Consider the following 22,292-nt stretch of genomic DNA (forward strand, 5'->3'; position numbering starts at 1 on the left):
CGAGGAGAGGGCCTCGCGCTTCAGCGCGGGGAGGGTGTCAACGTTTGAATGCCTCCGCCACGAGCAGCGGGAAGACGAGCGTCGCCTCCGCTTCGACCTGTGTGTAGTTCGTCTGTTTCTCCTTGATTTTTCCCCAAGAGACCGCCTCGTTCGGCGGTGCACCCGATAACGATCCGTCGCCCTCCATCCCCGTCGAAATGTAGACGACGTAATCCGCTCCTCCGCGGAAGAGGTTCGTCATGATCGCGTGGTGTTTCGGCACGCCACCACCGACCGCGATGAGGCCCGTCGTGTCCGCCAACAACCCATCCTCAATGAGCGAGTCGTAGTCGTCCAGTATCTCGATACCGACGTCTGAGTCGTACCCCTGACGGTAGTAGTAGAGGAAGTTGCCGACTTCGGCGTCCGTCAGTGCCGGACAGTACACCGGCACGTCGTTGTCTGCCGCCTGCTTCAGGACCGAGTCCTCATCGTCGAGGGTTTCGCCTAACTCGCGTGCGAACGCCGTCGGCGTCCTGATCTTCTCTTCTGCGAAGAAGTCGTCGAAGAAGTCGTAGAGATACTCCTCCAGCCAGACGTACCGGTCGGAGGGGACGAAGAGATTGCCGAGCCGATTGATTCCACGCTCACGGAGCGACGCCTCGTCTGCGTCCCATTTCCCCATCTTGAACGGCTTCGCCGTTTTGATCACGTCCTCGGTCAGCGATCCGGACGTCGTGATAAGTACGTCCACGTACCCCTCTCGAACGAGGTACGCGACGGTCTCGCGCAGCCCCGACGAGATGATGTTCGACGTGAACGTGAGGTAGACGGTGGCGTCCGCCTCCTGTATGCGTTCGGCGATGTCGATGGCCTCCGCGAGTTGCGTTGCCTGGAACCCCGTCGTCGCGTAGGCGTCGAGCATCTCGCCAAAATCAAATTCCCCACGGAAATCGTAGCCGCGAACGTTCGCCGTGTCGAGTTCCTCATCACTCCCAGGGACGACGTTCGTGTGAGAGCTATCTTCGTCCATACTACCGAATAGTCTGACAGCCGGCTTGAATAACTCGGAATCGGCCACCAGTCTCTCGGTACGTCCGAGTCGACCCGGCGTCAGGCCATCCGTATTGACCGGAACCGGGTCAAGAATTGTCTCTGTAACGGATTTCACAGACCTAACGCGCACAATCGCGGGCTCCACAGGGTGACAATTCTCGGATATCGTCGCGACACTCGACGAGGTCTGTTTGTCGAGGATCGCACCAGACGACACAAACCGGTCGGCGACTAACACCACCTATGATCGAATCGCTGTTCCGGATCGACGTCGCGCTGTTCGTTCTCATCGGCGTCCTCGGCGGCGCACACTGCATCGGGATGTGCGGTCCGCTCGTCACGATGTACTCGAAACAGATGACGCCGCAGCCGGACGGCGGAACCGCGACGGTCAACGACGGACGGGCCGGGCATCTCACGACCTACGAAGTTCGACAGCACTTCCTGTTCAACGTCGGCCGAGCGACGACGTACGCGATTCTCGGGGCGGGCTTCGGTGCGCTCGGGAGCGTCGTGTTCGTTACCGCCGACCAGCTGACGCCGGTCGCCGACCTCCTGCGCGGTACCGTCGGCCTCGCGGTGGGCGGATTCATCGTGGCGACGGGAGTTCGGTACGTTATCGGGGGGAGTGGCGGCGATATTCGCATACCGGGCGTCCAGCGCGTGACGTCGTGGCTCGCGGCGCGAGTTCACCGTCACGTGAACAGCCCGAGTATCGTCGGTCTCGGTGCCGTCCACGCGTTTCTCCCCTGTCCGATGCTGTATCCCGCGTACCTGTTCGCCTTCGCGAGCGGTTCCCCGACGACCGGCGGGATCGCTCTCGGTGCCCTCGGTGTCGGAACGATCCCGGCCGTCTTCCTCTACGGAACCGTCATCCAGTCTATCGACGTCGCCCACCGGCGTCGCGTCCATCGCCTGCTCGGTGTCGTGTTCGTCGTCTTAGGGTACGTCCTGTTCGCACACGGACTGATGGCGCTCGGCGTCCATCTCCCGCACCCGATGTTCCCCCACTACCAGCCGCTCGGCGGGATGTGACACTGACACGTTCTGCGGGTCGCTCGCTCTACTGGGGAGACGGCGTTCGACGGCCGCACCAGAATGGTATTCGGTACGTGGGCGAACGGTAACGTATGGATCTCAAGTTCAATCAGCGGTCAGTGTCGCGTCGACACGCTGTTCACGCGATCGGTCTAGGAGCTACGATGGGTCTCGCCGGTTGTCTCGGTAGCTCTGCCGAGTCGACTCCCGAACCGGTAGATCTGTCGGGACAAAAAACGGACTACCAAGGCGGAATGGTGATCGGAGACCACGGTGGACCGAACGGACAGATCTTCTACGCCGACACACAGCCGGAACCCAAACAGGGACCTGCCGAGGACGCTGAAGAGACAGCGTACCTCGCTTGGTTCCACACGCTCGCACACGGGCTCTTTCCGTATCACTTCGACATGGTGGATGACGGTGCGGAGGCGACCGCAATCTACGTTACGGACTACTCTCGCGTAAACTGGGAGATCCCTGAAGGAACTGAACGGAAGAAGATGCCAGCGCCGACCGCACCGGAGACCTTTGCGGATGCGACTGATCTCACCTACGCCGTCGAAACGGACGTGATGGGGGGAATGGGTCCGGACCTACTGCCGTTCTCTGACAGTGATGAAGCCGAAACGTTCGCGAATAATCACGGTGGGCGCACTCTCGGGTACGACGATATTGACAGATCACTCGTTGAGGGGATCCAAATGACTGGGATGAAGTAGGTCTGCCTCTTCACCCCGATCTCCACCTCAGCAATCCTATGAACGGTTTTGATAGCCAAGCTTGTGATGAGCATCCGCAAATGCGCTCTTTGTGCGAAGCGTACAAATTCGGGATCGCCATCCGGAACGAACTCGGAGGATCGGACCTCGTCACTGCGTTCGAGAGCCTCGACCACTCGATTGACGCGATCGAAGACGAGTATCCAGCGTGGCATCCTGCGCCACTCTCCTTTCGTGCGATGGTCTTTTCGTCTGTGTTCATGGAGATCACGGGCGATTCGTACGCCGAGTTCACTCGACGACTTACACGGCAACCAGAAGTAGCCAGTATTCTCGGCTTCAGCCGAGTGCCAGACGAATCAGCCTTCTCGCGGGCGTGGCGGAACCGGTTCAACGACACGACCCACGAATATGTCCACGCCACCGCCAACTTCGTTGTCAAAGAGGTCCACGATCGCAACATCCTAGCGCCCGAGGTTCGGCCAAAGGCAGAGATCGTCGACGATACTGAGGAATCCGCAGACTCAGTAGAAGACGAATCCTTCTCACAGGAGAAAATCGGCCAGATGACGCGCCTCGCACGCGACCACGCCTTCGGTCACTTCGACTCTGGCCGGGCCTCAAACGCCTCTTATGAGGACACACAATTCTTCGAGTTACAGACGTTCATGGGAATGGTCCGCTGTGGCACCGCCCAAGGAGCGACTCGCTTCCAGTATCGGCGGGGCAAAGAGTACGGTCCCCACGGAGATACCCACCTCCGAGCAGTCAAGCAGTTTGATCCCGAAGAGCTCGTGAATAGTTTTAACGAGACGATAGATCGCTTGCTTTCCGTGATCGCCTCTGAAGCATCGTTCCGGCGACCAGTCACTGCCGCGATCGACATCACCACCATTCCCTATTACGGAGAGGTCGAGGGAATGCCGATGGTCAGCGGGACAAAAGACAAAGACGGTCGAGCGTTCAAATTCGCCACACTCTCAATCATTGGACAGAATATCCCGCTCGTTCTCGCCGTTGAGCCGGTCCGAGAGAGCTCCGAGTGGGATGGAAACCCGTCGAATCAGATTCATCGTACTGTGCGACAGCTCGTTCGACGAGCGAAGGAGCATGTTCCAATCGAGACAGTGCTGTGTGATCGAGAGTTTGACTCGACACAAGTGTTCCAGACACTCTCAAACCTGGATGTGAACTACCTCATTCCGAAGCGGGTCTCCAGCTCCGAACGGGATGTACTCGAACAAATGGAGGAAGACGACCAAGAGGTGGCTGTTGAGTCAGCTTCTGTCCATGTGGAATCTGGATCGCATCCAATGCGGCTGCTGTACGTGCCGTCGACGAGTGGGGAGGGGACAGCCGTCTTCGCGACGAATCTCCAAGTGGGACCCGACGAGGCCGAGGCGTTCTGTAAACGGTACAGTCGCCGGTGGCAGATCGAGAGTGAGTACAAATCAATCAAAGGTGACTTTCTCGCCAAGACCTCCTCGAAAGACTACCGCGTTCGCCTGTTCTACTTCGTGTTCGCGGTCCTCCTGTACAATATCTGGCGGCTCACCGACTTCTTGCTGAAAGCGGACGTCGACGGCGAGATGGACTACGCACCCGTACTTACCGCAGGTGAGTGTGTTGAACTCGTTGCCTCGGCGTTGATTCCACACGACTAACCGGCTGATCCCCCACTAAGCTCACCGTTTGGGAGTGGCAACCCTATTCAGGAGCGACAAAATTCACGCAATTTCGCCCGTTCGTCCGGTAGATACGGCCAGCAGGGATTTGATTGGTGATTGATCGATGAGATGCGCCACAAATAGATGCTAATTCGATCTGAAACTGGCCTATCCTCCGAAACTGTGAACACCCTCGAAACGGAATTTGATATCGCGAAATATAATTTATAGCTGCCTTCGGACCGCAGCTGTCGACGGTTCGATCGGGACGGAATCCGCGACTGATCGGCCGTTTTATCGCCCGACGGCATCAGGCTCGGGTATGACAGACGCGGACGCCTCGGCCGACCTCGGCTCGACGATCGGTGCCCTCACGGTCGCGTTCCTGCTCGTCACGGCCGTCGCGGGGACGCTGCTCGGCTTCAACTGGACGCAGGCCGTGCTGATCGGCGGGTTCGCCGGCTTCATGGCCGTCGTCTCGGCGTGGGTGACCGCCCGGCGGGCGGACGGCGACTGAGTCGGTCGCCACCCCGAGTTCGACACCCGTAAGCGATTCTCACGAGTGAGAGGTCGGACGGAGGATTTTATACCCACTCGGCGTCGATATCTGGCAATGCGCTTCAGTCGCGACCGTCGGGGCCAGTCGGTCGTGGTCGGGACGGTGATCCTGTTCGGGTTCCTGATTCTGGCGCTGTCGCTGTATCAGGTACAGGTAGTGCCTCAGGAGAACAGCGATATCGAGTTCGAACACAGCCAACAGGTCGAGGGAGAGTTCCTTGATATACGGAACGCGGTCGAGAGCGCGAGCGGCACGGGCGACGGCCGGTCGACGTCGTTGAAACTCGGAACTCGGTACCCGCAGCGGACGTTCGCCTTGAACCCGCCAGCGGCGTCGGGCCGACTGTCGACGACCGAACCGAGGGCCCTGCGCATCGAGAACGTGACTGTGAACGACGGCGGCAACGTCGGTGCGTACTGGTCGAACCGGACTAACGAAACCGCAACCGGGGATACCATCACCTTCGACACACGATCGCTGCGGTACTCTCCCGGGTACAACGAGTTCCGAGACGCCCCCGACCTCGTCTACGAACACTCCCTCGTCATTGCCGAATTTGATTCCAGCGTCCTCGGTCGGAGCGGACAGATCGCGGTGGACAGCGACCGCAATCGGGTCCGGTTAACTGCCCTGGACGGGACGGTATCGGAGTCGGGCGTCCGGCGGACGAGCCTGGACCCGGAGACGCTGTCGGAAATCGAGCGTTCGGTGAGGCTGAATTCGACCGACGGTGATCCGATCGTCGTCGAACTGCCGACCGATGTGTCGATGGAGCGGGCGGACAGCCTCGAACAACAGTGGCGTGACCGCTTGGGTGACGACGCAGAAAGCGTCGTCGTCGCGGGCGGAACAGTTCGGATCGAACTGGACGGCACCGAGGGGTACCGGCTCGAGCTCGGGAAGGTCGGCCTCGGGAGCGACGCCACCGGGACGAACGAGTCGGACGGATACATCACCGAGGTCTCGGCGGCCGACGGCGTCGCCGTCGCGGAGGTCCGCGACCGGTACAACAACCCCGTCGAGGGTGCCGACGTCGAAATCTCGGTCGACGGTACCGCCGTGGAGACGGCTCGGACCGACGCCGACGGCCGCGTCAGCTACGAAGTCGGCGACGTTTCGGACGTTGAGATGGCGATCAACGACGGGTCCGACACGTGGGACTCCGTGCTGTTCGAGAACGTCGGTGCCGGCGTCCCGGGCGGGGGCGTCGAATCGCTCCTCGTCGCTCCGGAGGAGGCCGTCGCGTTCAACGGGCCCGGATCCGCCGAACGAGGTGGGTTCCAACTGGACATCGAGAACCAGCATGACACGCAGGTTCGAATCACCGACGTAACGGTTCTCCCGGAGGACCCGAGACTCAACGGGCTGTCAGATAAGGCCGACGCCACCGGACCGGGACGGGCCGAGCTGAACGTGGAGTCGGAAAACGGCGCTGTTGGCAACAAGGAAGTTCTCCTGGCTGATTCGGAGTACACGTTCGTCCCCAACAGCGGGCTCCGACTGAACCTCCAGTCCGGCCCTGAAAAGCGCGCGTACGACACGAGATTCGAGGAATACATCGACGCAGAAACGGACTTTTCCGGAGTGGAGGTCCCGCTGAACTCCGGGGAAGGTGCCACGATCACGCTGGCGGAGTTCTACGAGGTCGGGCAGACCGGCGCGACCGTCGCAGACGTCGTCGGAGAGACGTTCAGCGTGACTGTCGGGTACAAAATCGACGGCGAGCGGCGAACGAAGCAGTTCGTCACGACGGTCGAGGTGCGACCAGCGGGAAACGTTAACCTTCAGGACAGCATCGCCCCGAGCGCCGCCGATTTCGGTGTGTTCACCGATCAGTTCCAGAGCCTGACGACGGGACAGGTCGTCGTCGAGAACACGGCGACCGACCAATCGGTGTCGTTCGAGTCGACCGATGGAGAACTAACGGAGGTCGATTCGACCGACGTCGGCGGCCTCTCCGGCGGGGACGAAATCACCGCCACGCTGTACGAGAGCGACGCGCAGGAGACGGAACTGGACCAAGATGTCACCGTCGTCGGCGGTGGTGCCTCCGCGGTCAACTCGTTCGAGGTGACAGATCGGAGCGGGAATCAGGCACGGTTCGACGTCGACTGGGTAGTGACCAATGACGACGGAAATCTCGATTCGGTCGAAATCGAACTGATAAACGAGAATGGAAACACCGTCGACACGGTCTTCAACGACGCTAGCGGCGGCGGGGCTTCAGGGACCGACCAGCTCCGTCAGACCGGAAATCCGCCCGCACAGACGTACACGGTCCGGCTGACCGTGACCGACGTCTTCGGAAACGAAGTCGTCGAAACACGAGAGGTTGAGTACGCCGGCTGAGGCCGTGCTGACTTCGAGGCAGCTTCGGTGTCATCAACCTCTCGCCACGCCGTCCCGGTGAGTTGCTGACCACCGGTCAGCGGAGTCGTCCCCGAAAAATACAACGATCGTCGTAATCACTAATCGACAAAGCCATAGGCCATCCTCGTGAACGACCGTATATGACCGCAGTCGGGATCGACGGCATCGAGATCTGGACCGGGAAGCTCAAACTCGACCTGCCGGGCACGTTCGCTCCCGAGAAGGGCGACGACCCGGAGAAGTATACGAAGGGGCTCGGACTCACCAACTCCTCGTTCCCCGACGTGTACGAGGACATCGTCACGATGGGCGCGAACGCCGCGAAGGGGCTGATGGATCGGAAGGGGCTCGAACCCGAAGATGTCGGCCGGATCGACGTCGCCACTGAGTCCGCGTTCGACCATTCGAAGCCGGTGTCGACGTACATCGCCGGCTGCCTCGAACAGGTGTACGACGGCGACTTCACCCACGCGAACAAGGGCGAACGGAAGTTCGCCTGCCTCGCCGGCACGCAGGCCATCGACGACGCGTATAACTGGATCCGCGCCGGCCGGAACCGGGACCGCCCGGCAATCGTCATCACGACGGACACGGCGCTGTACGCCCGCGGTGACCCCGGCGAGGCGACGCAGGGGGCTGGAGCCGTCGCGATGCTGATCGACGAGGACCCCTCGATCGTTGAGCTGTCGACCGATCAGGGGTACGGCTCGAAAGACGAGACGGACTTCCTCAAGCCGAACCAGCAGTTCCCGAGCGTCGACGGGAAGCGGTCGGTCCAGGTGTACCTCTCCCGGATGCGCGAGGCCTTAGAGGACTACGAGTCGGTCACGGACGACATCGAACTGGAGGACTTCACGTACGCCCCGTTCCACACGCCGTTCCCCGGGATGGTCCGCAAGGCCGCGCTGTTGGCGTACCGGCACGTCATCCGCGACACCGAACACGAGGACGCCCTGGCCGACGAGATCGGCCGCCAGCCCCGAGAGGCGGACTACGAGGACCGCGAGGCCTACGAGGAGGCGATCCGCGGGTACATGGACGAGCTGAAGACCACCGAGCAGTATCAGACGTGGTACGATACGGCCGTCGAGCCGACCTTAGAGCTCTCCCGCGAGGTCGGCAACTGGTACACCAGTTCCGTCCACATCGCCCGCGTGAGCGCCCTGCGAGACGCGCTGACCCGGGACCGGGAGTTCGTCGGTGAGACGCTGCTCGTCGCCTCCTACGGCTCCGGCGCGCAGGCCGAGATCCACGCCGAGACGATCCGCGAGGGGTGGCGCGCGGAGATCGAGGGACTCGACATCGACGACCAGCTCGACGCCCGCTACGACCTCACGTGGGACGAGTACGAGGATGTCCACGACGTCCACGAGTACGACATGGACGTCGAACGCGAGATCGAGGAGTTCACTCAGCCTGACGGGGAGTTCGTCTTCACCGGCTGGGGTCGGATGAACGAGCGGAAGTACGAGTACGTCGAGTAAGCGCGGTCGTCGCCGTGCGCGTTCTCCGATCCCCGAGTCGCCCGGAGCGGCCCGTAACCCCGTGAAAACGGCTCACACGGGCCGTACGCGATACGATGGTTTTAAACGACGCTGGCGTGAATCGAGACCCAATGGTAACCATCTACGACGTGCCGGCGGACGACCTCATCGAGGCCGTCGCCGCGCGACTCGAGGACCGGATCGACGAGCCCGACTGGGTCGAGTTCACCAAGAGCGGTGCCGGCAAGGAGCTTCCGCCCGAGCAGGAAGACTTCTGGTACGTCCGCTCGGCGAGCCTGCTCCGCAAGGTCGCTCAGAACGAGCCGGTCGGCATCGAGCGGCTCGCGACCGAGTACGGCTCCAAGAAGCGCGGCTCGAACCGCTACTCGGTCCGTCCCGGCGAACACGAGGGCGGCTCGCGTAACCTCATCCGCACGGCGCTTCAGGCGCTCGAAGAAGAGGGACTCGTCACCACCGCCGCCGGCGAGGGCCGCCGTGTCTCCGACGAGGGCGAGGCGTTCCTCTCGGAGGTCGCGACCGAGGTCTTCGAGGACCTCGACCGTCCGGAACTCGAACGCTACGCGTAGAGCGGCTCTTTGATTCGTTTTCGCCGTAACCGTTCAGCCGCAGCTCTCTTCTGACGCCGCGAACCGGCGGAAATCCGCCGATCGGCCCTCTATCCTCGGTAGCCGGCAGTTTCGCCCGCGTATCCGTCGTAAATCTTATTTCGCTATATCAAAACTGATCCGCGCCGGCGAGTCCCGATCGGCGGAGCGCCACACTCGTCGCATGTCGCTCGTCGGGCCGCGTGGCTCGTCGAGGAGAGACGGGGTTACGGGTTCTGACGCTCGATAGAATCGAAAGGACGAATCGGTCGCGGGCGTTTTCGCGGCGGTTCGACCGGGTTCGGGTCTCGCTATCCGGTGTTCTTCATCCCGGCGGCGATGCCGTTGACGGTGAGCCGCAGGGTGCGCTCCTCCTCGTCGGTGCGGTGGGTGCGCCCGAGCAGGTTCGCCTGAAGCAGGTTCAGCGGGTCGACGTAGGGGTTCCGGCGGTCGAGGCTCTCTTCGAGCCACTCGCGGCGGAGCAGTTGGTCGCGACCGCTGATCTCCAAGACGAGTTCACAGCCCCGCTCGTACTCACCGACGAGCTCCGGGAAGAAGCGCTCGCGGAGGTCGTCGTCGGCCAGGTCGGCGTACTCGGCGGCGATCTCCGGCTCGGTCCGCGCGAGCGCCAGCGAGGCGTTGTCGAGCGTCGTTCGGAAGAACGGCCACTCGTCGAACATCTCGCGGAGGACCTCCATCCCCTCTTCCTCGCCGACCTCGTCGAGGTAGGCGTCGATGCCGGAGGCGATCGCGTACCAGCCGGGGAGAATGAGCCGGGTCTGGGTCCACGAGAACACCCACGGGATGGCGCGTAAGTCCTCGACGCTGCGCTCGCCCGACCGGCTCGCGGGCCGGGAGCCGAGGTTGAGGTTCTCGACGACGCTGATCGGCGTCGCCTGCTCGAAGTACGAGACGAACCCGTCCGTGTTCAACAGGTCGCGGTACGTCTCGCGCGCGGCGGGGGCCATGACCTCCATCGCCTCCACCCACCGGTCGGGCACGTCCTCGACCGGCTCCTCGTTCGCCTCCTTCCGGGCGCGGATCTGCGCGTCGAGCATCTGTTCGAGCTCGCGCTCGGCGATCCGCGGGTTGGCGTACTTCTCGGCTATCGCCTCGCCCTGCTCGGTGAACTTCACCTGCCCCGTGACGGTCTCGTTGGGGAGCGCGAGCAGCGCCTCGTTCATCGGGCCGCCGCCGCGCGAGATGGAGCCACCTCGGCCGTGGAACAGCCGGAGCGTGACCTCCTCCTCGCGGCAGAACCGGGCGATCCGGCGCTGGTTCTCGTAGAGGTCCCAGTTCGCGGCGAGGAAGCCGTTCTCCTTGTTGGAGTCGGAGTACCCGAGCATCACTTCCTGGACCTCGTCGCGGGCTTCGAGCGCGGTCGCGTACGCCTCGTTCTCGAAGAGCGTCCCGAGGATGCGCTCGGCACCGTTGAGCGCCGACTCGGTCTCCAGCAGCGGAACGACGTCGACCGCGCAGTGGTCGGGCAGGGAGACGACGCCGACCTGATCGGCCAAGAAGAGCACCTCCAGGACGTGGCTCGGCTCCTCCGTCATCGAGATGCAGTAGGTGTCTATCGCCTGCGGGCCGTACTCGTCCTGCCAGTCCGCGAACGACTCGAACCGCCGGAGGACGCGCTCGGTCGTCTCCGAGACGTCTCCCGGCTCGTCGAGGTCGACGACGGGGTCCTCCTGAAGGATCGCGTCCGTGAGGAACTCCTGGCGCTCGGACTCGTCCATCCCGCGGTAGTCGACGCCCTCGACGCCGACCGCCTCGGCGACGGCCTCGGTGTGGTTCTCGCGGTGGTCCCGTAAGTCGAGCGACGCCAGCGTGAGCCCGAACGTGTCGACCTGCCGGCGGAACGGCTCGACGAACGATTCGAGGACCGACTCCTGTCCGTCGGCGCGCAGCGAGTCGGCGATGACGTCGAGATCGTCGAGGAAGGCGTCGCCGTCGGGGTACTCGCCGGGTCGGACGTCGTTCACGCGATCGAGCCGCTCGCGCATCAGCCGGAGCTTCTGACGGTACGGCTCGTCCGGGTAGCGCTCGCGGGCCTCCTCGACGACGGTCGGGAATCGGTCGGCGTCGGCCGCGAGCGACGCTGCCAACGCGTCGTTATCGCCGTACCGGTCGCCGTCCTGACTCAGCACGGCGGAGAGCCGCTTACAGCGGTCGCGGTACTTCTCGACGGCGACCGACCGCTGGCGTTCGAGCGTCTCGTCGGTCACCTCGGGGGTGACGAACGGGTTCCCGTCGCGGTCGGAGCCGGCCCACGAGCGGAACTCGAAGAGCTTGGGGGAGTCGACGTCGTCGTACTCCTTCGCGATCGTCTCCTCGAACTCCTCGTAGGCGTCGCCGACGACGTCGAACAGCGTGTTCTCGAGGTACCACTGGACGTTCCGCGCCTCGTCTTCCGGCTCGGGCGCTCGCTGGCGGACCTGCCGGGTGCCCCACAGGCTGGTCACCTCGGCGGTGACGTCGCGCCAGACGGCGCGCCGCTCGCGGTCGGTGAGGTTGTGTTCGTCGAGCTCTTCGAGGTGGTTCGCGATGGAGCGGAGCTTGGACTTCACCGTCGACCGCCGGGCCTCCGTCGGGTGGGCGGTGAACGTCGGTTCGATGAGCACGTCCGCGAGCAGTTCCTCTAACTCCTCGGCGTCGACGCCCGCCTCGGCGAACTCGGCGATCGTCGCGTCGAAGGAGTCGTGGAGGGCGGTGCCGTCGTCGGCGTTCCGCACCTCGCGGACGCGCTCGCGCTCCTCGGCGAGGTTGATGAGTTCGAAGTACGTCGTGAACGCCCGGGCGACGACTTCCTCCCGAGCCGTCGAGAGGTCATCGACGGCCTCGTGGAGGGCGTCGCGGTCCGCGGCGTCGCCCCGCCGGTACGCGATAGCCGCGTTCCGGAGGGACTCGACCGTCTCGTACGCCTCGGTTGAGGCCTGCGCGGCGAGGACGTCTCCCACCAGCGCCCCGAGTTCCCGAACGTCCGTCCGCACGTCTCGATTGTGTAGGTCCATACCACGGATACTCCCGTCGAAGTCGGTTAAAAACCGCGATACGAACGAATGTTTGCCTCAGTTCCGAGTAAACACCTTCACGATCGTTTCTGTGCGACCGCCGCGGGTGGCCGGTCCGGATCCCCGACGGTGGCCGGTCCGTTCCCGACGATGGACGATCCGGATTCCGATCCCCGCCACGAGCGGTCGCGGCGCGACGATTCTCGGCGCGGTGGAGGGTTCGTCACCCTTTTTACCGATCCAACCGCAGAACCGAGTATGAGTGCGTCCGACAAGTATCCGTCAGAGTCCGGGCGGCGACGCTTCGTGAAGGGCGTCGTCGGCGGCGCGGCCCTCGCGGGGGTCGGCGCGATGGGGTCGGCGACCGTGAACACCCTGACGACCGCCGGCGGCGTCGGCGGCGGGTCGACGATCGCGAAGACGATCGCCCACACCGGCGGTCCCGCGCCCCGCGGTCTCCCGCAGATCCCGGTTCGCGTCACCGATGACGGGTACATCGAGGGCATCTGGCCCGAGACGACGACCGTCACGCAGGAGGGACAGGAGATCGAGGTCGCCCAACAGGAGCTCGGCGACAGCGGCGTCACCTACTCTGGCGCGTGGTTCCAGTACTGCGGCGTCGAGTCGCAGGAGAACGTCCAGCCGAACTTCGAGTCGGACAACCTGTTCCGCGCCGCGAGCGGCCCGCCGTACGACTGGCAGTCGGAGACGTACTCGGGCGGCGACCGGATCCACATCGACGACTTCGAGGACTACACCGAGTGGGGCAACGGGATCGGCAGCGACGGGGTCGGCAAGCCGGCGTCGGTGACGTGGCGCTCCGAGGACGCCGACACCAACCTCAACGCGGTCGTCATCCGCTCGCCGGAGATCGAGGAGGCGGCCCAGAACGACGCGTGGCTTCAGGCGTCGACCGACCAGGGGTTCATGGCGTACCTCAACGTCTGTACCCACTTCTGTTGTATCCCGGGCTACAAGGTGTTAGACGAGTCCGCCCGCTACGACGCCGCGGACGGGACGTACTGCGTCTGTCACCAGTCGGTGTACGACCCGTTCGTCATCGAGGAAGCGCTGTTCATCGCGCGGCCCCGTCCCGACGAGTAACCGCGACCGCCTGCTTTCGATTTTCTTCCTCCCACAGTCGTCCCGCGAGGACCGTCGTCGCGCTTTTCACGCCGCTCGTCCGAGGGACGGTATGAGCGACGACACCTCCGCGGACGCCGACGCGTCGGCGAGCGACGACTTCGAGACGGAACTCGCCCGCGCCCGCGACCTCCTCGACGGCGACGACATCGACGCGGTCCACGTCGGCGTCGTCCGCGACGGCGAGGTCGACACCACCTTCGCCCAGCGCACCGACGACGACCCCGACGGTGCCGGGCTCCGGGCGCTCGCGCTGCTCGCCGCACACGTCAGGCTGGTCGCGGCCGAGGCCGGCGTTGAGCCGTCGACGGTCGCCGGCGACGCCGCGACGCTCGCGGGACAGGTCGAACAGATTCCGACGGAGACCGACCAGATCCCCGACGAGTAGCCCTGCCGTCCGGTCACTCGGCAGACCCGTCGCGGTCGTCGGCCCGGATCCGGCGGAGCTGATGGGTCACGCCCGCGAGCGCGACGAACAGGACCGCGAGGTTGAACACCGCTAGCGCGACCGACTGGTACGCCGAGTCGAACCAGATCCGGATCGCGTTGCCGGACTGGCTGTAGAACCCCCAGCCGGCGACCACCGCGAGCAGCGACAGCGCCGCGAGACCGACGCGGTCGAGCAGCCCGCGGAGGTCGTCGGTCGAGAGCCGGTCGGTTCCCGAGCCGTCAGACTCGGCGTCGCGGTCCGTCTCGGCGCGGTCGGAGGCGGTCGCCGTGCGGTCGGAGGCGGTCGTCGTGCGGTCGGTGGCGGTCGTCGTGCGGTCGGTGGCGGTCGTCGTGCGGTCGGTGTCGTCGGTCATGGGCTGTGGATCGTGGGTCGGGTCGGTCGCGGGGTCGCCGTTCGCGGGACGGGCGGAGTCGTCGTTCGCGTCGGGGGTCTCCGGTTCGTCGGCCGCGTCGCGGCCGCGCTCCTCGTCGGTCATCGCCGCCTCCGCGCCGTCAGGGCCGCGACGACGAGCGCGACGAGCGCGACGGCCGGACCGAAGCCGGGGGCCGAGTCGTCGCTGGCGCTCGGGTCCCGCGAGCCGTCGTCGCCGGCGTCGTCGCGCCCGGCACCGCCTTCACCGCGCTCGAAGTCCTCGACGGAGAACTCCACGTCGCGGACGGTCTGGTTCGCGCTGATCGTCTCTCGGGGGTTCAGGTTCGCGACGCCCTGCGTCTCGTCGACGAGCACGTCGTCGTCGAACAGCGCGGCGTCGACGTAGTAGTTGTACCCGTCGGGCACCTCGACGGTGGCGGTCACGGTGTCGGTCCGACCGGGGCGGACGGCCCCGACCGTCTCCGTCGCCTCCGCGGCGATCACGTTCGAGTCCGCCTGCCGGAGGTACAGCCGGAGGTCGACGTCCTCCGAGGCCTCGTCGCCGCGGTTCGTCACCGAGACGGAGACCGACAGCGTCGCCGTCTCGTTGTCGGCGTCGGCGACGCTCACCGCGACGGTCGGCCAGACCGCGCCGTCGGTGAAGCCGACCCGCGTGTCCGCGTAGTCGGGCGTGAGCGCCGCGACGCCGGCGATCCGGGTGGTCCGGCTCGTGCGGCGTTCGCCGTCCGCGAAGACCACCGTCTCGATCCGGTACCCGCCCTCGCGCTCGACGGTGACGGTGCCGTTGACGGTGCGTTCGCCCTCGAAGTCGACGTCGCCGACGTCGACCGTCGTCTCGTCGACGAGGAGGCCGGACTCGCTGCCGATCGCCCGGTGGCGGACGGTGACGTTCTCGACCGTCGAGCCGCGGTGTTCGAGGTCGGTTCCGAGGCGGAGTTCCGCAGTCTCGCCCCGGACCTCGCCCGGTGCGACGGTCGCGCCGGCGATGTCGATCCGGCCGGGCGGCTCGTCGGTCTCGCGCGGGTCGGTGAGGGCGTCGGGCGCGGCGACCGCGCCGACCGCGCCCGCGACGAGGAGCGCGGCCGCGGCCGCCAGGAGGGCCGTGCGGGTGTCCATACGCGACCTCTCTCAAGCCCGATATAAGTGCTTTGTCCGGCGTTCGGTTCGAGGCGTCCGAAACAGCGTTCAGAGAACCCGATACCGCCCGTTCGACTCGGTCACTTCCCCGCGGCGCGCGAGGCGCGTCAGGATCTCGCGGGCCGCCTCGGCGGGCACGCCGTCGGTCGCGGCGCGCTCTACGACCGCCGCCTCGGTGGGGTCGTCGACCGCCTCGACCGCGTCGCGGACGACCTGGGTGCGGCTTCGGGAGCTGCCTCCGCCCCCCTCGGCGCGCGAGGCGGCCTCGTCGACCGCGTCGGCGTCGATGCCGGCCGATTCGAGGTACTCGCGGTCGTCGATCCCGGACTCCTCGACGGCGACTTCGAGCTCCGAGACGTGGTCGACCTCCGCGAACGCGGCGCTGTCCCCCCGCTTCTTCGCGAGCAGTGCGGACCGCGCCTCCTGTGCGGCCGCGCGGTCGTCGGACTCGAAGAAGTGCTTGAGCTTGGCGGTTTGGTGGGTCTTGCCGCACCGCGAGCACTTTGCCGTCTCGCTCGTCCTCGGATCGCGAACCAGCCACATATTGGCGCACTCGTTGCAGCCGACGACCGCGTACATACGCTCCGGTTCGTCGGCCCCGAATTTGAACCCTCGGCTGTACGTCGTCGTACTCGGTGTAACGGAGATCGCCGAAGCCCCAGCCGCTCGCTACGACGAAGTCGCTACAGAGAACACGACTGCCGAAGCCCCAGCCGCTCGCTACGACGAAGTCGCTACAGAGAACACGACTGCCGAAGCCCCAGCCGCTCGCTACGACGAAGTCGCTACAGAGAACACGACTGCCGAAGCCCCAGCCGCGAGGCGGGCGCACGCTCGCTGCGGTCCTCGGTCACTCGCTGCGCTCGTTCCCTGCGGTCCTTGCGTCCCCTGCGCCCGCCTCGCGGCTGCCCCTTCGATTCCCGCCCCGCCCCGCACCGCACAGCACCTCACGCCTCCCCAGCCTCGTCGGTCGCCGTCGCTTCGCTCGGCGACCGACTCCCTCGCGCGGTGCTGCTCGCGGGCCGGTGGCCCGCTCGCAGGCACGCGCCGTCGATACTTTACGCAAATAGCCGCTCTCAGTCCGGGTCCTCGATAGCTCGGGCGGCAGCGAGTACCTCGTCGTGGAGGTCGCCGTTCGAGGCCACCAGCCCGGTCGAGTCGTGCCGCCACCGGTTCCCGTCCAGATCCGTCACGCGCCCGCCGGCCTGCCGGATGGCGAACACGCCCGCGACGGTGTCCCACGGGTTCGCACGCAGGTTCGTGATCGTCCCCTCGAACCCGCCGGCGGCGACCGTGGGCAACACGACCTGGGCCGCGCCGAGTCGGCGCATGTCGGAGAAGCGGGAGACGATCGCCTCGCACGCGCGGGCGTACTCGTCGCGGGCGTCGTGGTCCCACCAGATCGTCGGGTCGACGACGGCCCGACGGGGATCGCTCACGTCGCTGACCGCGATCGGGTCGCCGTTGCGGAACGCGCCCTCCGGCGTCGCGGTGTAGACGTCGCCGAGCGCGGGCGCGACGATCGCGGCCGCGACCGGTTCGCCGTCGACGACGGCCGCGACCGCGGTGGCCCAGACGGGGATGTCGCGGACGTAGTTGTGCGTGCCGTCGATGGGGTCTATCACCCACGCCGCGCCCTCGTCGGGGACGGTCTTGCGCTCGTCTTCCTCCTCGCCGACGACCGCGTCGTCCGGGAACGTCTCGCGGATCGCCTCGATGACCCTGCGCTGGGCCGCGCGGTCCGCCTCGGTGACCACGTCGTCCTCGCCTTTCGTCTCCACGTCGATGTCGCTCCGGAAGTGTTCGTTCGCGAGCGCCGCGCCCGCCCGTGCCGCCTCCTCCGCGACGGCGGCGCGCTCGTCGATGTCGTCGGCGCGGTCGGCGGGAGCGGGGACCTCGTCGGCGACGCCTTCGCCGAGGCGGTCGCCGCGCTCGTCTGTGTCGGTCATGGCCCCGATCGGCCCCCCGGACGCCTATAAACGTCGATCCGGTCGCCGAAACGGGACGACTCCCGCGGCGGCGCTCGTCGGCGGCGACGAGCGCGCCGCTCCCGATCCGTCGAAGTTAACTCAATTCCGAATCCGAGTACACTTAAGTGGGTCGCGGTCGGATGGCATTGTATGGAACCCGAGGAAGCGGTCCGTCAGCTGGAATACACTATCGACGCCTCGCTCGACGACGTCGGACAGCGCGCCGCTGCGAGCTACCGGCCCACCTTCGAGCGGGTGGCCGAGCGCGCGGACGGGAGCGCCGTGTACGAGCTGGCCTGCCAGCTCGCCGCGACCGTCGCCGACGGCGAACGACCGAGTCCCGCGGCCGCGAACCGGCGGGCCGAGCGCGTGCTCGACGACTTGGCGTACACTGACGGCGGGGAGTGAGGTTTTGCCGCGCCACTAACGCACCGCCGCCGCGTCACACTACGATCCGCTCCCCGACCTCGGGCGCGCTCGCCGCGAACCCGTCCCCCCGCAACTCTTCGGCGAACGCCGCACACCGGTCCCCGTGGTTCACCAGCACCCGCGCGTCCGGGTACGCGTCGAGGAACGACAGCAGCCCCTCGCGGTCCGCGTGCGCGGAGAAGTCGTATCCTTCGACCCGCGCAGCGACGGTCATTACGCGCCCGTCGATCTCGGCGCTACCCGTCTCCAGAAGCGATCGGCCGGGCGTCCCCTCGACCTGATACCCCGTCAGCGTGACCTTGTTCGTCGGGTTCGACCGAACCGCGGGGATGTACGTCATCGCCGGCCCGCCGGAGAGCATCCCGCTCGTGGTGACGATCGCCGCGTTCTGGTCCGCGATCCGCTCGCGCTGCCCGTCGCGCCCGGTGACGAACCGGGCGTGCGAGGTCGCCCGTCGGAGCGCGTCGGCGTCACGGACGAACTCCGGGTACTGCCGCAACATTCGAGTCACCCCCTTCCCCATCCCGTCGACGTAACAGGGGAGATCGTGCGCCTCGCAGACGAGGAGTAGCTCCTGCGTTCGACCGATGGCGAACGCCGGGACGACGACGGTGCCGCCCTCCCACAGCGTCGTCTCGACGCTCTCCGCGAACCCGTCCTCGACGGCGGCCCGGGGCTCGTGGGTGACGTCCGAGTAGGTGGACTCACAGACGACGACATCGGCGTCGGGGCGCGCGGTCGTCCCGGCGACCAGCCGCTGGTCGTCGGTGTGGAAGTCGCCGGTGTACAACAGTCGCGTCTCCCCGTCGTCGACGAGGACGTGCGCTGACCCGGGGATGTGACCCGCGGAGAACAGCGTCACCTCGTAGCCGCCGTCGTCGACCCCGCCCGCGACCGGGAAGGGGTCGCCGTAGCCGTGCCGGCGCTCCACCTCGCCCAGCCGCGCGACGTGTTCGGTCGAGAACGGACACAGCGGGCTGTTCCCGTGGAGCTTCAGCGTGTCCTCCGCGAGCGTCCGCGCGAGCTCGCCCGTCGGCGGGGTCCAGTGGACCGGCGGCCGGCGATCCCCCTTCAGCAGCGCCGGCACGGCACCGACGTGGTCGAGGTGGCCGTGCGAGACGACGACCGCCTCCGGCTCGGGGTCCCGCACCGGGTACCGCGGCGGCTCGCCGGCCAGCATCCCGTAGTCGATGAGGAGAGCGTCGTCGACGAGGAGGGCGCTCCGGCCGACCTCGCGGGCACCCCCGAGGAACTCCAACTCCATCGACCGTCCGTAGCCGCCCGCGGGGTTAGTGTTCGTCGGTCGCTCAGTCGATCCGCTCGGCGGCGTCGCGCTGGACGAGCGGGTCGGCGTTCTCGACCGGGAGCGACACCACGTCCTCGCTCGCGAGCTCGTACTCCCGCTCGTCGACGCCGAAGATGGCCCCGACGTCGCGGGTGATCCGGACGGTCGCTCGGTCGGTCGACTCCGGCGGGTCGGCTCCGGCGGCCGGCTCGTCGCCCGCCTGCGCCTCGGGAACCGCTCCGTCGCCGGCCCTCGCTTCGGGCACCGCTCCGCCGTCCGTCGTCGCCCCGGGACTCGACTTGCCGTCCGCATCGCCGGCGGGGTCTACGTCCGCGAGACCCTCCGTGCCGTCGGTCTTGTCGGTCTCGTCGTCGACCCCGACGGCTCCCGGGGGTGCCGGATCCGGCGGGACCGGCGTCGTCCCGTCGCCGTCCGCGGCGGACTCGGCGGGCGGGGCCGCGTCGCGATCGATCGGCTCCGAGGAGCCGTCTGGGGTCGATTCCGCCTCGTCGCCGCCCATCGCGCCGGCGAGCGCGCCCGCGTCGGCGGACGGCGACCCGGATTGCTCCGGGTCGGCCGGCTCCTCGGTGACCGGCGATTCCCCAACCGGCGGCTCGCTCGCCGTCGTCGCCTCGTCGGCGACCGGAGATTCGCCGGCGAGAACGTCGAGGACCTGCGACTTGTTCGCGGTGATGCGCTCGACGAGGTCGTCGAACAGCCGGCGCTCCTCGGTCGTCATCCCCTCCTCGTCGACCGACATGTCCGCCGCGGCGAAGGAGGCGAGCTTGACGACCTTGCCGACCCGGCGCTCGTAGAGCGCCTCGGCGACCTCCTCGGCGGTCTCGACCTCGTCGGAGAGCCGCCGGATGTCGTCGTCCGCGAAGGGGTTCTCGACTTGCTCCGCGCGGCGGTCGCGCGCGGCGCGCAGGTCCGCGACGTACGCGCCCACGTCGTCGTAAAACGAGTCCCGCAGGTGCTGGAGGCTGTCCTTCCGGCGCTCCTTCGCCTGCGCGGATCGGAGTTCGTCGAGGTTCATTTGTCGTCCGTCATCGTTCGGGGGCTTTCCGCGCCTCGCCGCGGGTCATGAGGAAGATACCCGCGTACTCGGGCACGGTGTCTCTGCCGGATTGGACACTAACGCGCTCGCCGTTTAATTCTACCGTCCGATCCGCGTCGGTCTCGATCCGGATATCGCGGCCGACGAACCGCTCCGGGACCGCGTCCCGAAGCGGCTCGAAGTCGGCGAGTTCATCGCGGTCGAGCGGCGTGACGACCAGTCCGGACCCGCCGTGGAGCGTCCCCGGCAGGCGGATGAGCCGACGGGTGTCGGTCGTCACCGGTTCGTCGATCGGCGCGGCGTCCGCCGCGGCGACGCGCGCGGCGAGCGCGGCGACCAGCCGCCTGACGCCCGGGCCGCCCGCCTCGACGTTGCCCTCGCGGACCGCGGCCGGATTTCGGTCGAACGCGCCGAGGATCGTCTCCGCGCGCCCCTCGCCGATGCCGTCGAGTTCCGTCAGCCGCTCGCGGGCGGCCTCGTCGTCCTTCTCGCGGAGGTCGTCAGCGTACTCGATCAGCGCGTCGTGGACGCGCGCGCCCCACCCGCCCTCGGTGCGGAGGACGCGCTTCGTCGTGCCGCGGTCCGAGACGGTGTCGATCAGGCCGTCGGTGTCGAGGTCGATCGCGCGCACGTAGTCGACGACCTCTCGGCGGGCGTCGCTGTCCAACTCCCGGACGCTCTCGTCGCGAACGTGGACGTGATAGCCCCGACCGCCGGAGAAGACGACGGTCACGTCCTCGAACGCGAAGTCGTCGTCGATAAAATCGAGCAGGCGCAGGAGCGCGTCCTTGCACGCCGCGAGCATCTCCGGGTAGGAGGTGGTCTCCGGGTCGACGCCCGGGAGGTGGTCGGCGTCGAGGTCGAAGACGAGGTCGGCGTTCCGCCACCCCTTCTGTCCCATCGTCGCCGCCCCGGGGTCGTCGTAGCGCGCGGCCGAGAAGTAGGCGTGCCGCGGTGCGTTGTCCGCGAAGAACGTGTCCACGTCGCCCAGATCGAACAGCGACTGGTGTCGGACCATCGTCGTTCCCGACCCCGGCGTCCACGGGATGTGGCCCCACTCGCGGAGGTTCGCGTCGGGCGGGAGCGACAGCGAGACCGACCGGTAGTAGTCGCCGAAGCGACCCCGGAGGTACTCGCGGGTCCGGTCGTCCATCTCTCCGTCCCTACCCGCGGTCGACGTATCAACGTTACCGTTCGCGAGCGACGGCAAGGAGCGAGCAACGACGATTCGCACGAAACAACCGGTGCGGCGGCGCGCGCCTCCGAGCGGTCGCCCTCGGCGACCGCGAGGAGCGCCGCGCGAGGGAGTCGGCCGCCGGAGCGAAGCGACGGCGGCCGACGAGGTTGGGGAGGCGTGAGGTGCGGTCGCGGTGCCGTTGCGGGGCGGGACTCGAAGGGGCGGCCGGGAGGCGGACAGAGGCGAAGTAAGCACCGCAGCGAAGGAGCGATAGCGACTGAGCGAGGAGCGCAGCGAGCGTCTGTCCGCCTCCCGGTCGGGGCTTCGGCGGTCTCGGTCGGAGAGTCGGTCACAATAGAATCAGTCACGTACAGCCGAGCGGCTGGGGCTTCGGGGGTGTCCGTGTCGAGCGTGAATCTTCCCCGATCATTCCGGTATCGGCCACAACACTCTCCCCACGCGCGTCCCCTACCCGAACCATGCGCTCCGAAGCAGAGATCAGAGAGCAGTACGAGTTCCTCCGCGAACAGCTGGACGACGAGGAGATGAACCACCGCGGCGTCGAGGAGCTTTTCACCCACTACAAGCGCGCGCTCGGTTGGGTGTTAGAAGAGGAACACATGTGAGCGACGTACGACACGTTTATGATGCTCTGCGGTGTACGTTCAGGTGACGCTTCGTCTGGAGGGCCGAAGCGTCAGCGGGGACCAATCGGCAGGCCCGACGCGGCTTTTTTCCGCGTCGGGCGTGCCTTCTTCCGATAACTCGACCGAGTAG

At 66.6% G+C, this 22,292-nt stretch carries 20 protein-coding genes; 11 read left to right on the forward strand and 9 right to left on the reverse strand.

The window, feature by feature from the left end:
• Nucleotides 1-37 precede the first annotated feature (37 nt).
• Nucleotides 38-1,012, reverse strand: a complete 975-nt coding sequence (locus tag QOL69_RS00320; RefSeq protein ID WP_049906728.1) for a deoxyhypusine synthase — start codon at nucleotides 1,010-1,012, stop codon at nucleotides 38-40.
• Nucleotides 1,013-1,278: 266 nt separating this feature from the next.
• Between QOL69_RS00320 and QOL69_RS00325 the strand changes: the two genes are divergently transcribed.
• The 7 genes from QOL69_RS00325 (at nucleotide 1,279) to QOL69_RS00355 (ending at nucleotide 9,462) form a co-directional block, all read left to right on the forward strand.
• Nucleotides 1,279-2,070: a sulfite exporter TauE/SafE family protein gene (locus QOL69_RS00325; protein WP_006630620.1), complete on the forward strand. Its 792-nt coding sequence runs from the start codon at nucleotides 1,279-1,281 to the stop codon at nucleotides 2,068-2,070.
• Nucleotides 2,071-2,165: 95 nt separating this feature from the next.
• On the forward strand, nucleotides 2,166-2,795 hold the full coding sequence (locus QOL69_RS00330) for a nitrous oxide reductase accessory protein NosL (RefSeq protein WP_283401586.1): 630 nt from the start codon (nucleotides 2,166-2,168) through the stop codon (nucleotides 2,793-2,795).
• Nucleotides 2,796-2,875: 80 nt separating this feature from the next.
• Nucleotides 2,876-4,459 carry a transposase gene (locus QOL69_RS00335; protein WP_283401587.1) on the forward strand — a complete coding sequence of 528 codons (1,584 nt, stop codon included), beginning with the start codon at nucleotides 2,876-2,878 and terminating at the stop codon, nucleotides 4,457-4,459.
• 325 nt (nucleotides 4,460-4,784) lie between these two features.
• Nucleotides 4,785-4,979 (forward strand): hypothetical protein, encoded by a 195-nt coding sequence (locus tag QOL69_RS00340; protein WP_048078369.1) that lies wholly within the window; start codon nucleotides 4,785-4,787, stop codon nucleotides 4,977-4,979.
• 96 nt (nucleotides 4,980-5,075) lie between these two features.
• Entirely contained in the window at nucleotides 5,076-7,370 is a 2,295-nt protein-coding gene (locus QOL69_RS00345; RefSeq protein WP_283401588.1) for an Ig-like domain-containing protein, read from the forward strand.
• A 161-nt stretch (nucleotides 7,371-7,531) separates the two neighbouring features.
• Nucleotides 7,532-8,875, forward strand: a complete 1,344-nt coding sequence (hmgB, locus tag QOL69_RS00350; RefSeq protein ID WP_283401589.1) for a hydroxymethylglutaryl-CoA synthase — start codon at nucleotides 7,532-7,534, stop codon at nucleotides 8,873-8,875.
• 131 nt (nucleotides 8,876-9,006) lie between these two features.
• Entirely contained in the window at nucleotides 9,007-9,462 is a 456-nt protein-coding gene (locus QOL69_RS00355; protein WP_048078366.1) for a 30S ribosomal protein S19e, read from the forward strand.
• Between the two features lie 329 nt (nucleotides 9,463-9,791).
• Here the strand turns inward: QOL69_RS00355 and ppc are convergent, their stop codons facing one another.
• The gene (gene ppc / locus QOL69_RS00360) at nucleotides 9,792-12,494 is read right to left on the reverse strand and encodes a phosphoenolpyruvate carboxylase (RefSeq protein ID WP_283401590.1); all 2,703 of its coding nucleotides are present in this window, start codon (nucleotides 12,492-12,494) and stop codon (nucleotides 9,792-9,794) included.
• 258 nt (nucleotides 12,495-12,752) lie between these two features.
• Between ppc and QOL69_RS00365 the strand changes: the two genes are divergently transcribed.
• Both QOL69_RS00365 and QOL69_RS00370 read left to right on the forward strand, forming a co-directional pair.
• The gene (locus QOL69_RS00365) at nucleotides 12,753-13,598 is read left to right on the forward strand and encodes a Rieske (2Fe-2S) protein (RefSeq protein WP_283401591.1); all 846 of its coding nucleotides are present in this window, start codon (nucleotides 12,753-12,755) and stop codon (nucleotides 13,596-13,598) included.
• A gap of 91 nt (nucleotides 13,599-13,689) precedes the next feature.
• Nucleotides 13,690-14,025 carry a DUF8113 family protein gene (locus QOL69_RS00370; protein WP_283401592.1) on the forward strand — a complete coding sequence of 112 codons (336 nt, stop codon included), beginning with the start codon at nucleotides 13,690-13,692 and terminating at the stop codon, nucleotides 14,023-14,025.
• A 13-nt stretch (nucleotides 14,026-14,038) separates the two neighbouring features.
• Here QOL69_RS00370 and QOL69_RS00375 read toward each other — a convergent pair whose 3' ends face one another.
• The 4 genes from QOL69_RS00375 to QOL69_RS00390 all read right to left on the reverse strand — a co-directional run bounded on the left by QOL69_RS00375 (nucleotide 14,039) and on the right by QOL69_RS00390 (nucleotide 17,546).
• Nucleotides 14,039-14,563: a DUF8060 family membrane protein gene (locus QOL69_RS00375; RefSeq protein WP_283401593.1), complete on the reverse strand. Its 525-nt coding sequence runs from the start codon at nucleotides 14,561-14,563 to the stop codon at nucleotides 14,039-14,041.
• Entirely contained in the window at nucleotides 14,560-15,576 is a 1,017-nt protein-coding gene (locus tag QOL69_RS00380; RefSeq protein ID WP_283401594.1) for a DUF7490 domain-containing protein, read from the reverse strand. The genes QOL69_RS00375 and QOL69_RS00380 overlap by 4 nt, the downstream gene beginning before the upstream one ends.
• Before the next feature lie 69 nt (nucleotides 15,577-15,645).
• Entirely contained in the window at nucleotides 15,646-16,176 is a 531-nt protein-coding gene (locus QOL69_RS00385) for a DUF5817 domain-containing protein (RefSeq protein ID WP_283401595.1), read from the reverse strand.
• Nucleotides 16,177-16,673: 497 nt separating this feature from the next.
• Nucleotides 16,674-17,546: an inositol monophosphatase family protein gene (locus QOL69_RS00390; RefSeq protein WP_283401596.1), complete on the reverse strand. Its 873-nt coding sequence runs from the start codon at nucleotides 17,544-17,546 to the stop codon at nucleotides 16,674-16,676.
• 171 nt (nucleotides 17,547-17,717) lie between these two features.
• Between QOL69_RS00390 and QOL69_RS00395 the strand changes: the two genes are divergently transcribed.
• Nucleotides 17,718-17,975, forward strand: coding sequence for a hypothetical protein (locus QOL69_RS00395; RefSeq protein WP_283401597.1), 258 nt, complete (start codon nucleotides 17,718-17,720; stop codon nucleotides 17,973-17,975).
• Between the two features lie 34 nt (nucleotides 17,976-18,009).
• On the opposite strand, the gene QOL69_RS00400 is transcribed toward QOL69_RS00395, so the two are convergent.
• From QOL69_RS00400 to priS, 3 genes are read right to left on the reverse strand one after another with little or no spacing between them, the layout of a single operon-like run.
• On the reverse strand, nucleotides 18,010-19,260 hold the full coding sequence (locus tag QOL69_RS00400; RefSeq protein ID WP_283401598.1) for an MBL fold metallo-hydrolase: 1,251 nt from the start codon (nucleotides 19,258-19,260) through the stop codon (nucleotides 18,010-18,012).
• A 43-nt stretch (nucleotides 19,261-19,303) separates the two neighbouring features.
• Nucleotides 19,304-20,317: a DNA replication complex subunit Gins51 gene (locus QOL69_RS00405; RefSeq protein ID WP_283401599.1), complete on the reverse strand. Its 1,014-nt coding sequence runs from the start codon at nucleotides 20,315-20,317 to the stop codon at nucleotides 19,304-19,306.
• 10 nt (nucleotides 20,318-20,327) lie between these two features.
• Nucleotides 20,328-21,491 (reverse strand): DNA primase small subunit PriS, encoded by a 1,164-nt coding sequence (priS, locus tag QOL69_RS00410; protein ID WP_283401600.1) that lies wholly within the window; start codon nucleotides 21,489-21,491, stop codon nucleotides 20,328-20,330.
• A gap of 503 nt (nucleotides 21,492-21,994) precedes the next feature.
• Between priS and QOL69_RS00415 the strand changes: the two genes are divergently transcribed.
• The gene (locus tag QOL69_RS00415; RefSeq protein ID WP_195155830.1) at nucleotides 21,995-22,141 is read left to right on the forward strand and encodes a DUF8555 family protein; all 147 of its coding nucleotides are present in this window, start codon (nucleotides 21,995-21,997) and stop codon (nucleotides 22,139-22,141) included.
• Nucleotides 22,142-22,292: the final 151 nt, after the last annotated feature.

This window comes from Halorubrum sp. DM2, from assembly GCF_901686465.1.
GTDB lineage: Archaea > Halobacteriota > Halobacteria > Halobacteriales > Haloferacaceae > Halorubrum.

Excerpts from the sequence above, each read along its gene's own strand:
- QOL69_RS00385 (WP_283401595.1), bottom strand. The coding sequence starts at position 16,176 with ATGTACGCGGTCGTCGGCTGCAACGAGTGCGCCAATATGTGGCTGGTT.
- QOL69_RS00365 (WP_283401591.1), top strand. The coding sequence starts at position 12,753 with ATGAGTGCGTCCGACAAGTATCCGTCAGAGTCCGGGCGGCGACGCTTC.
- QOL69_RS00355 (WP_048078366.1), top strand. The coding sequence starts at position 9,007 with ATGGTAACCATCTACGACGTGCCGGCGGACGACCTCATCGAGGCCGTC.
- QOL69_RS00390 (WP_283401596.1), bottom strand. The coding sequence starts at position 17,546 with ATGACCGACACAGACGAGCGCGGCGACCGCCTCGGCGAAGGCGTCGCC.
- QOL69_RS00380 (WP_283401594.1), bottom strand. The coding sequence starts at position 15,576 with ATGGACACCCGCACGGCCCTCCTGGCGGCCGCGGCCGCGCTCCTCGTC.
- QOL69_RS00345 (WP_283401588.1), top strand. The coding sequence starts at position 5,076 with ATGCGCTTCAGTCGCGACCGTCGGGGCCAGTCGGTCGTGGTCGGGACG.
- QOL69_RS00330 (WP_283401586.1), top strand. The coding sequence starts at position 2,166 with ATGGATCTCAAGTTCAATCAGCGGTCAGTGTCGCGTCGACACGCTGTT.
- QOL69_RS00405 (WP_283401599.1), bottom strand. The coding sequence starts at position 20,317 with ATGAACCTCGACGAACTCCGATCCGCGCAGGCGAAGGAGCGCCGGAAG.
- QOL69_RS00400 (WP_283401598.1), bottom strand. The coding sequence starts at position 19,260 with ATGGAGTTGGAGTTCCTCGGGGGTGCCCGCGAGGTCGGCCGGAGCGCC.
- QOL69_RS00395 (WP_283401597.1), top strand. The coding sequence starts at position 17,718 with ATGGAACCCGAGGAAGCGGTCCGTCAGCTGGAATACACTATCGACGCC.
- QOL69_RS00335 (WP_283401587.1), top strand. The coding sequence starts at position 2,876 with ATGCGCTCTTTGTGCGAAGCGTACAAATTCGGGATCGCCATCCGGAAC.
- ppc (WP_283401590.1), bottom strand. The coding sequence starts at position 12,494 with ATGGACCTACACAATCGAGACGTGCGGACGGACGTTCGGGAACTCGGG.
- QOL69_RS00375 (WP_283401593.1), bottom strand. The coding sequence starts at position 14,563 with ATGACCGACGAGGAGCGCGGCCGCGACGCGGCCGACGAACCGGAGACC.
- QOL69_RS00320 (WP_049906728.1), bottom strand. The coding sequence starts at position 1,012 with ATGGACGAAGATAGCTCTCACACGAACGTCGTCCCTGGGAGTGATGAG.
- priS (WP_283401600.1), bottom strand. The coding sequence starts at position 21,491 with ATGGACGACCGGACCCGCGAGTACCTCCGGGGTCGCTTCGGCGACTAC.
- QOL69_RS00325 (WP_006630620.1), top strand. The coding sequence starts at position 1,279 with ATGATCGAATCGCTGTTCCGGATCGACGTCGCGCTGTTCGTTCTCATC.
- QOL69_RS00370 (WP_283401592.1), top strand. The coding sequence starts at position 13,690 with ATGAGCGACGACACCTCCGCGGACGCCGACGCGTCGGCGAGCGACGAC.
- hmgB (WP_283401589.1), top strand. The coding sequence starts at position 7,532 with ATGACCGCAGTCGGGATCGACGGCATCGAGATCTGGACCGGGAAGCTC.
- QOL69_RS00415 (WP_195155830.1), top strand. The coding sequence starts at position 21,995 with ATGCGCTCCGAAGCAGAGATCAGAGAGCAGTACGAGTTCCTCCGCGAA.
- QOL69_RS00340 (WP_048078369.1), top strand. The coding sequence starts at position 4,785 with ATGACAGACGCGGACGCCTCGGCCGACCTCGGCTCGACGATCGGTGCC.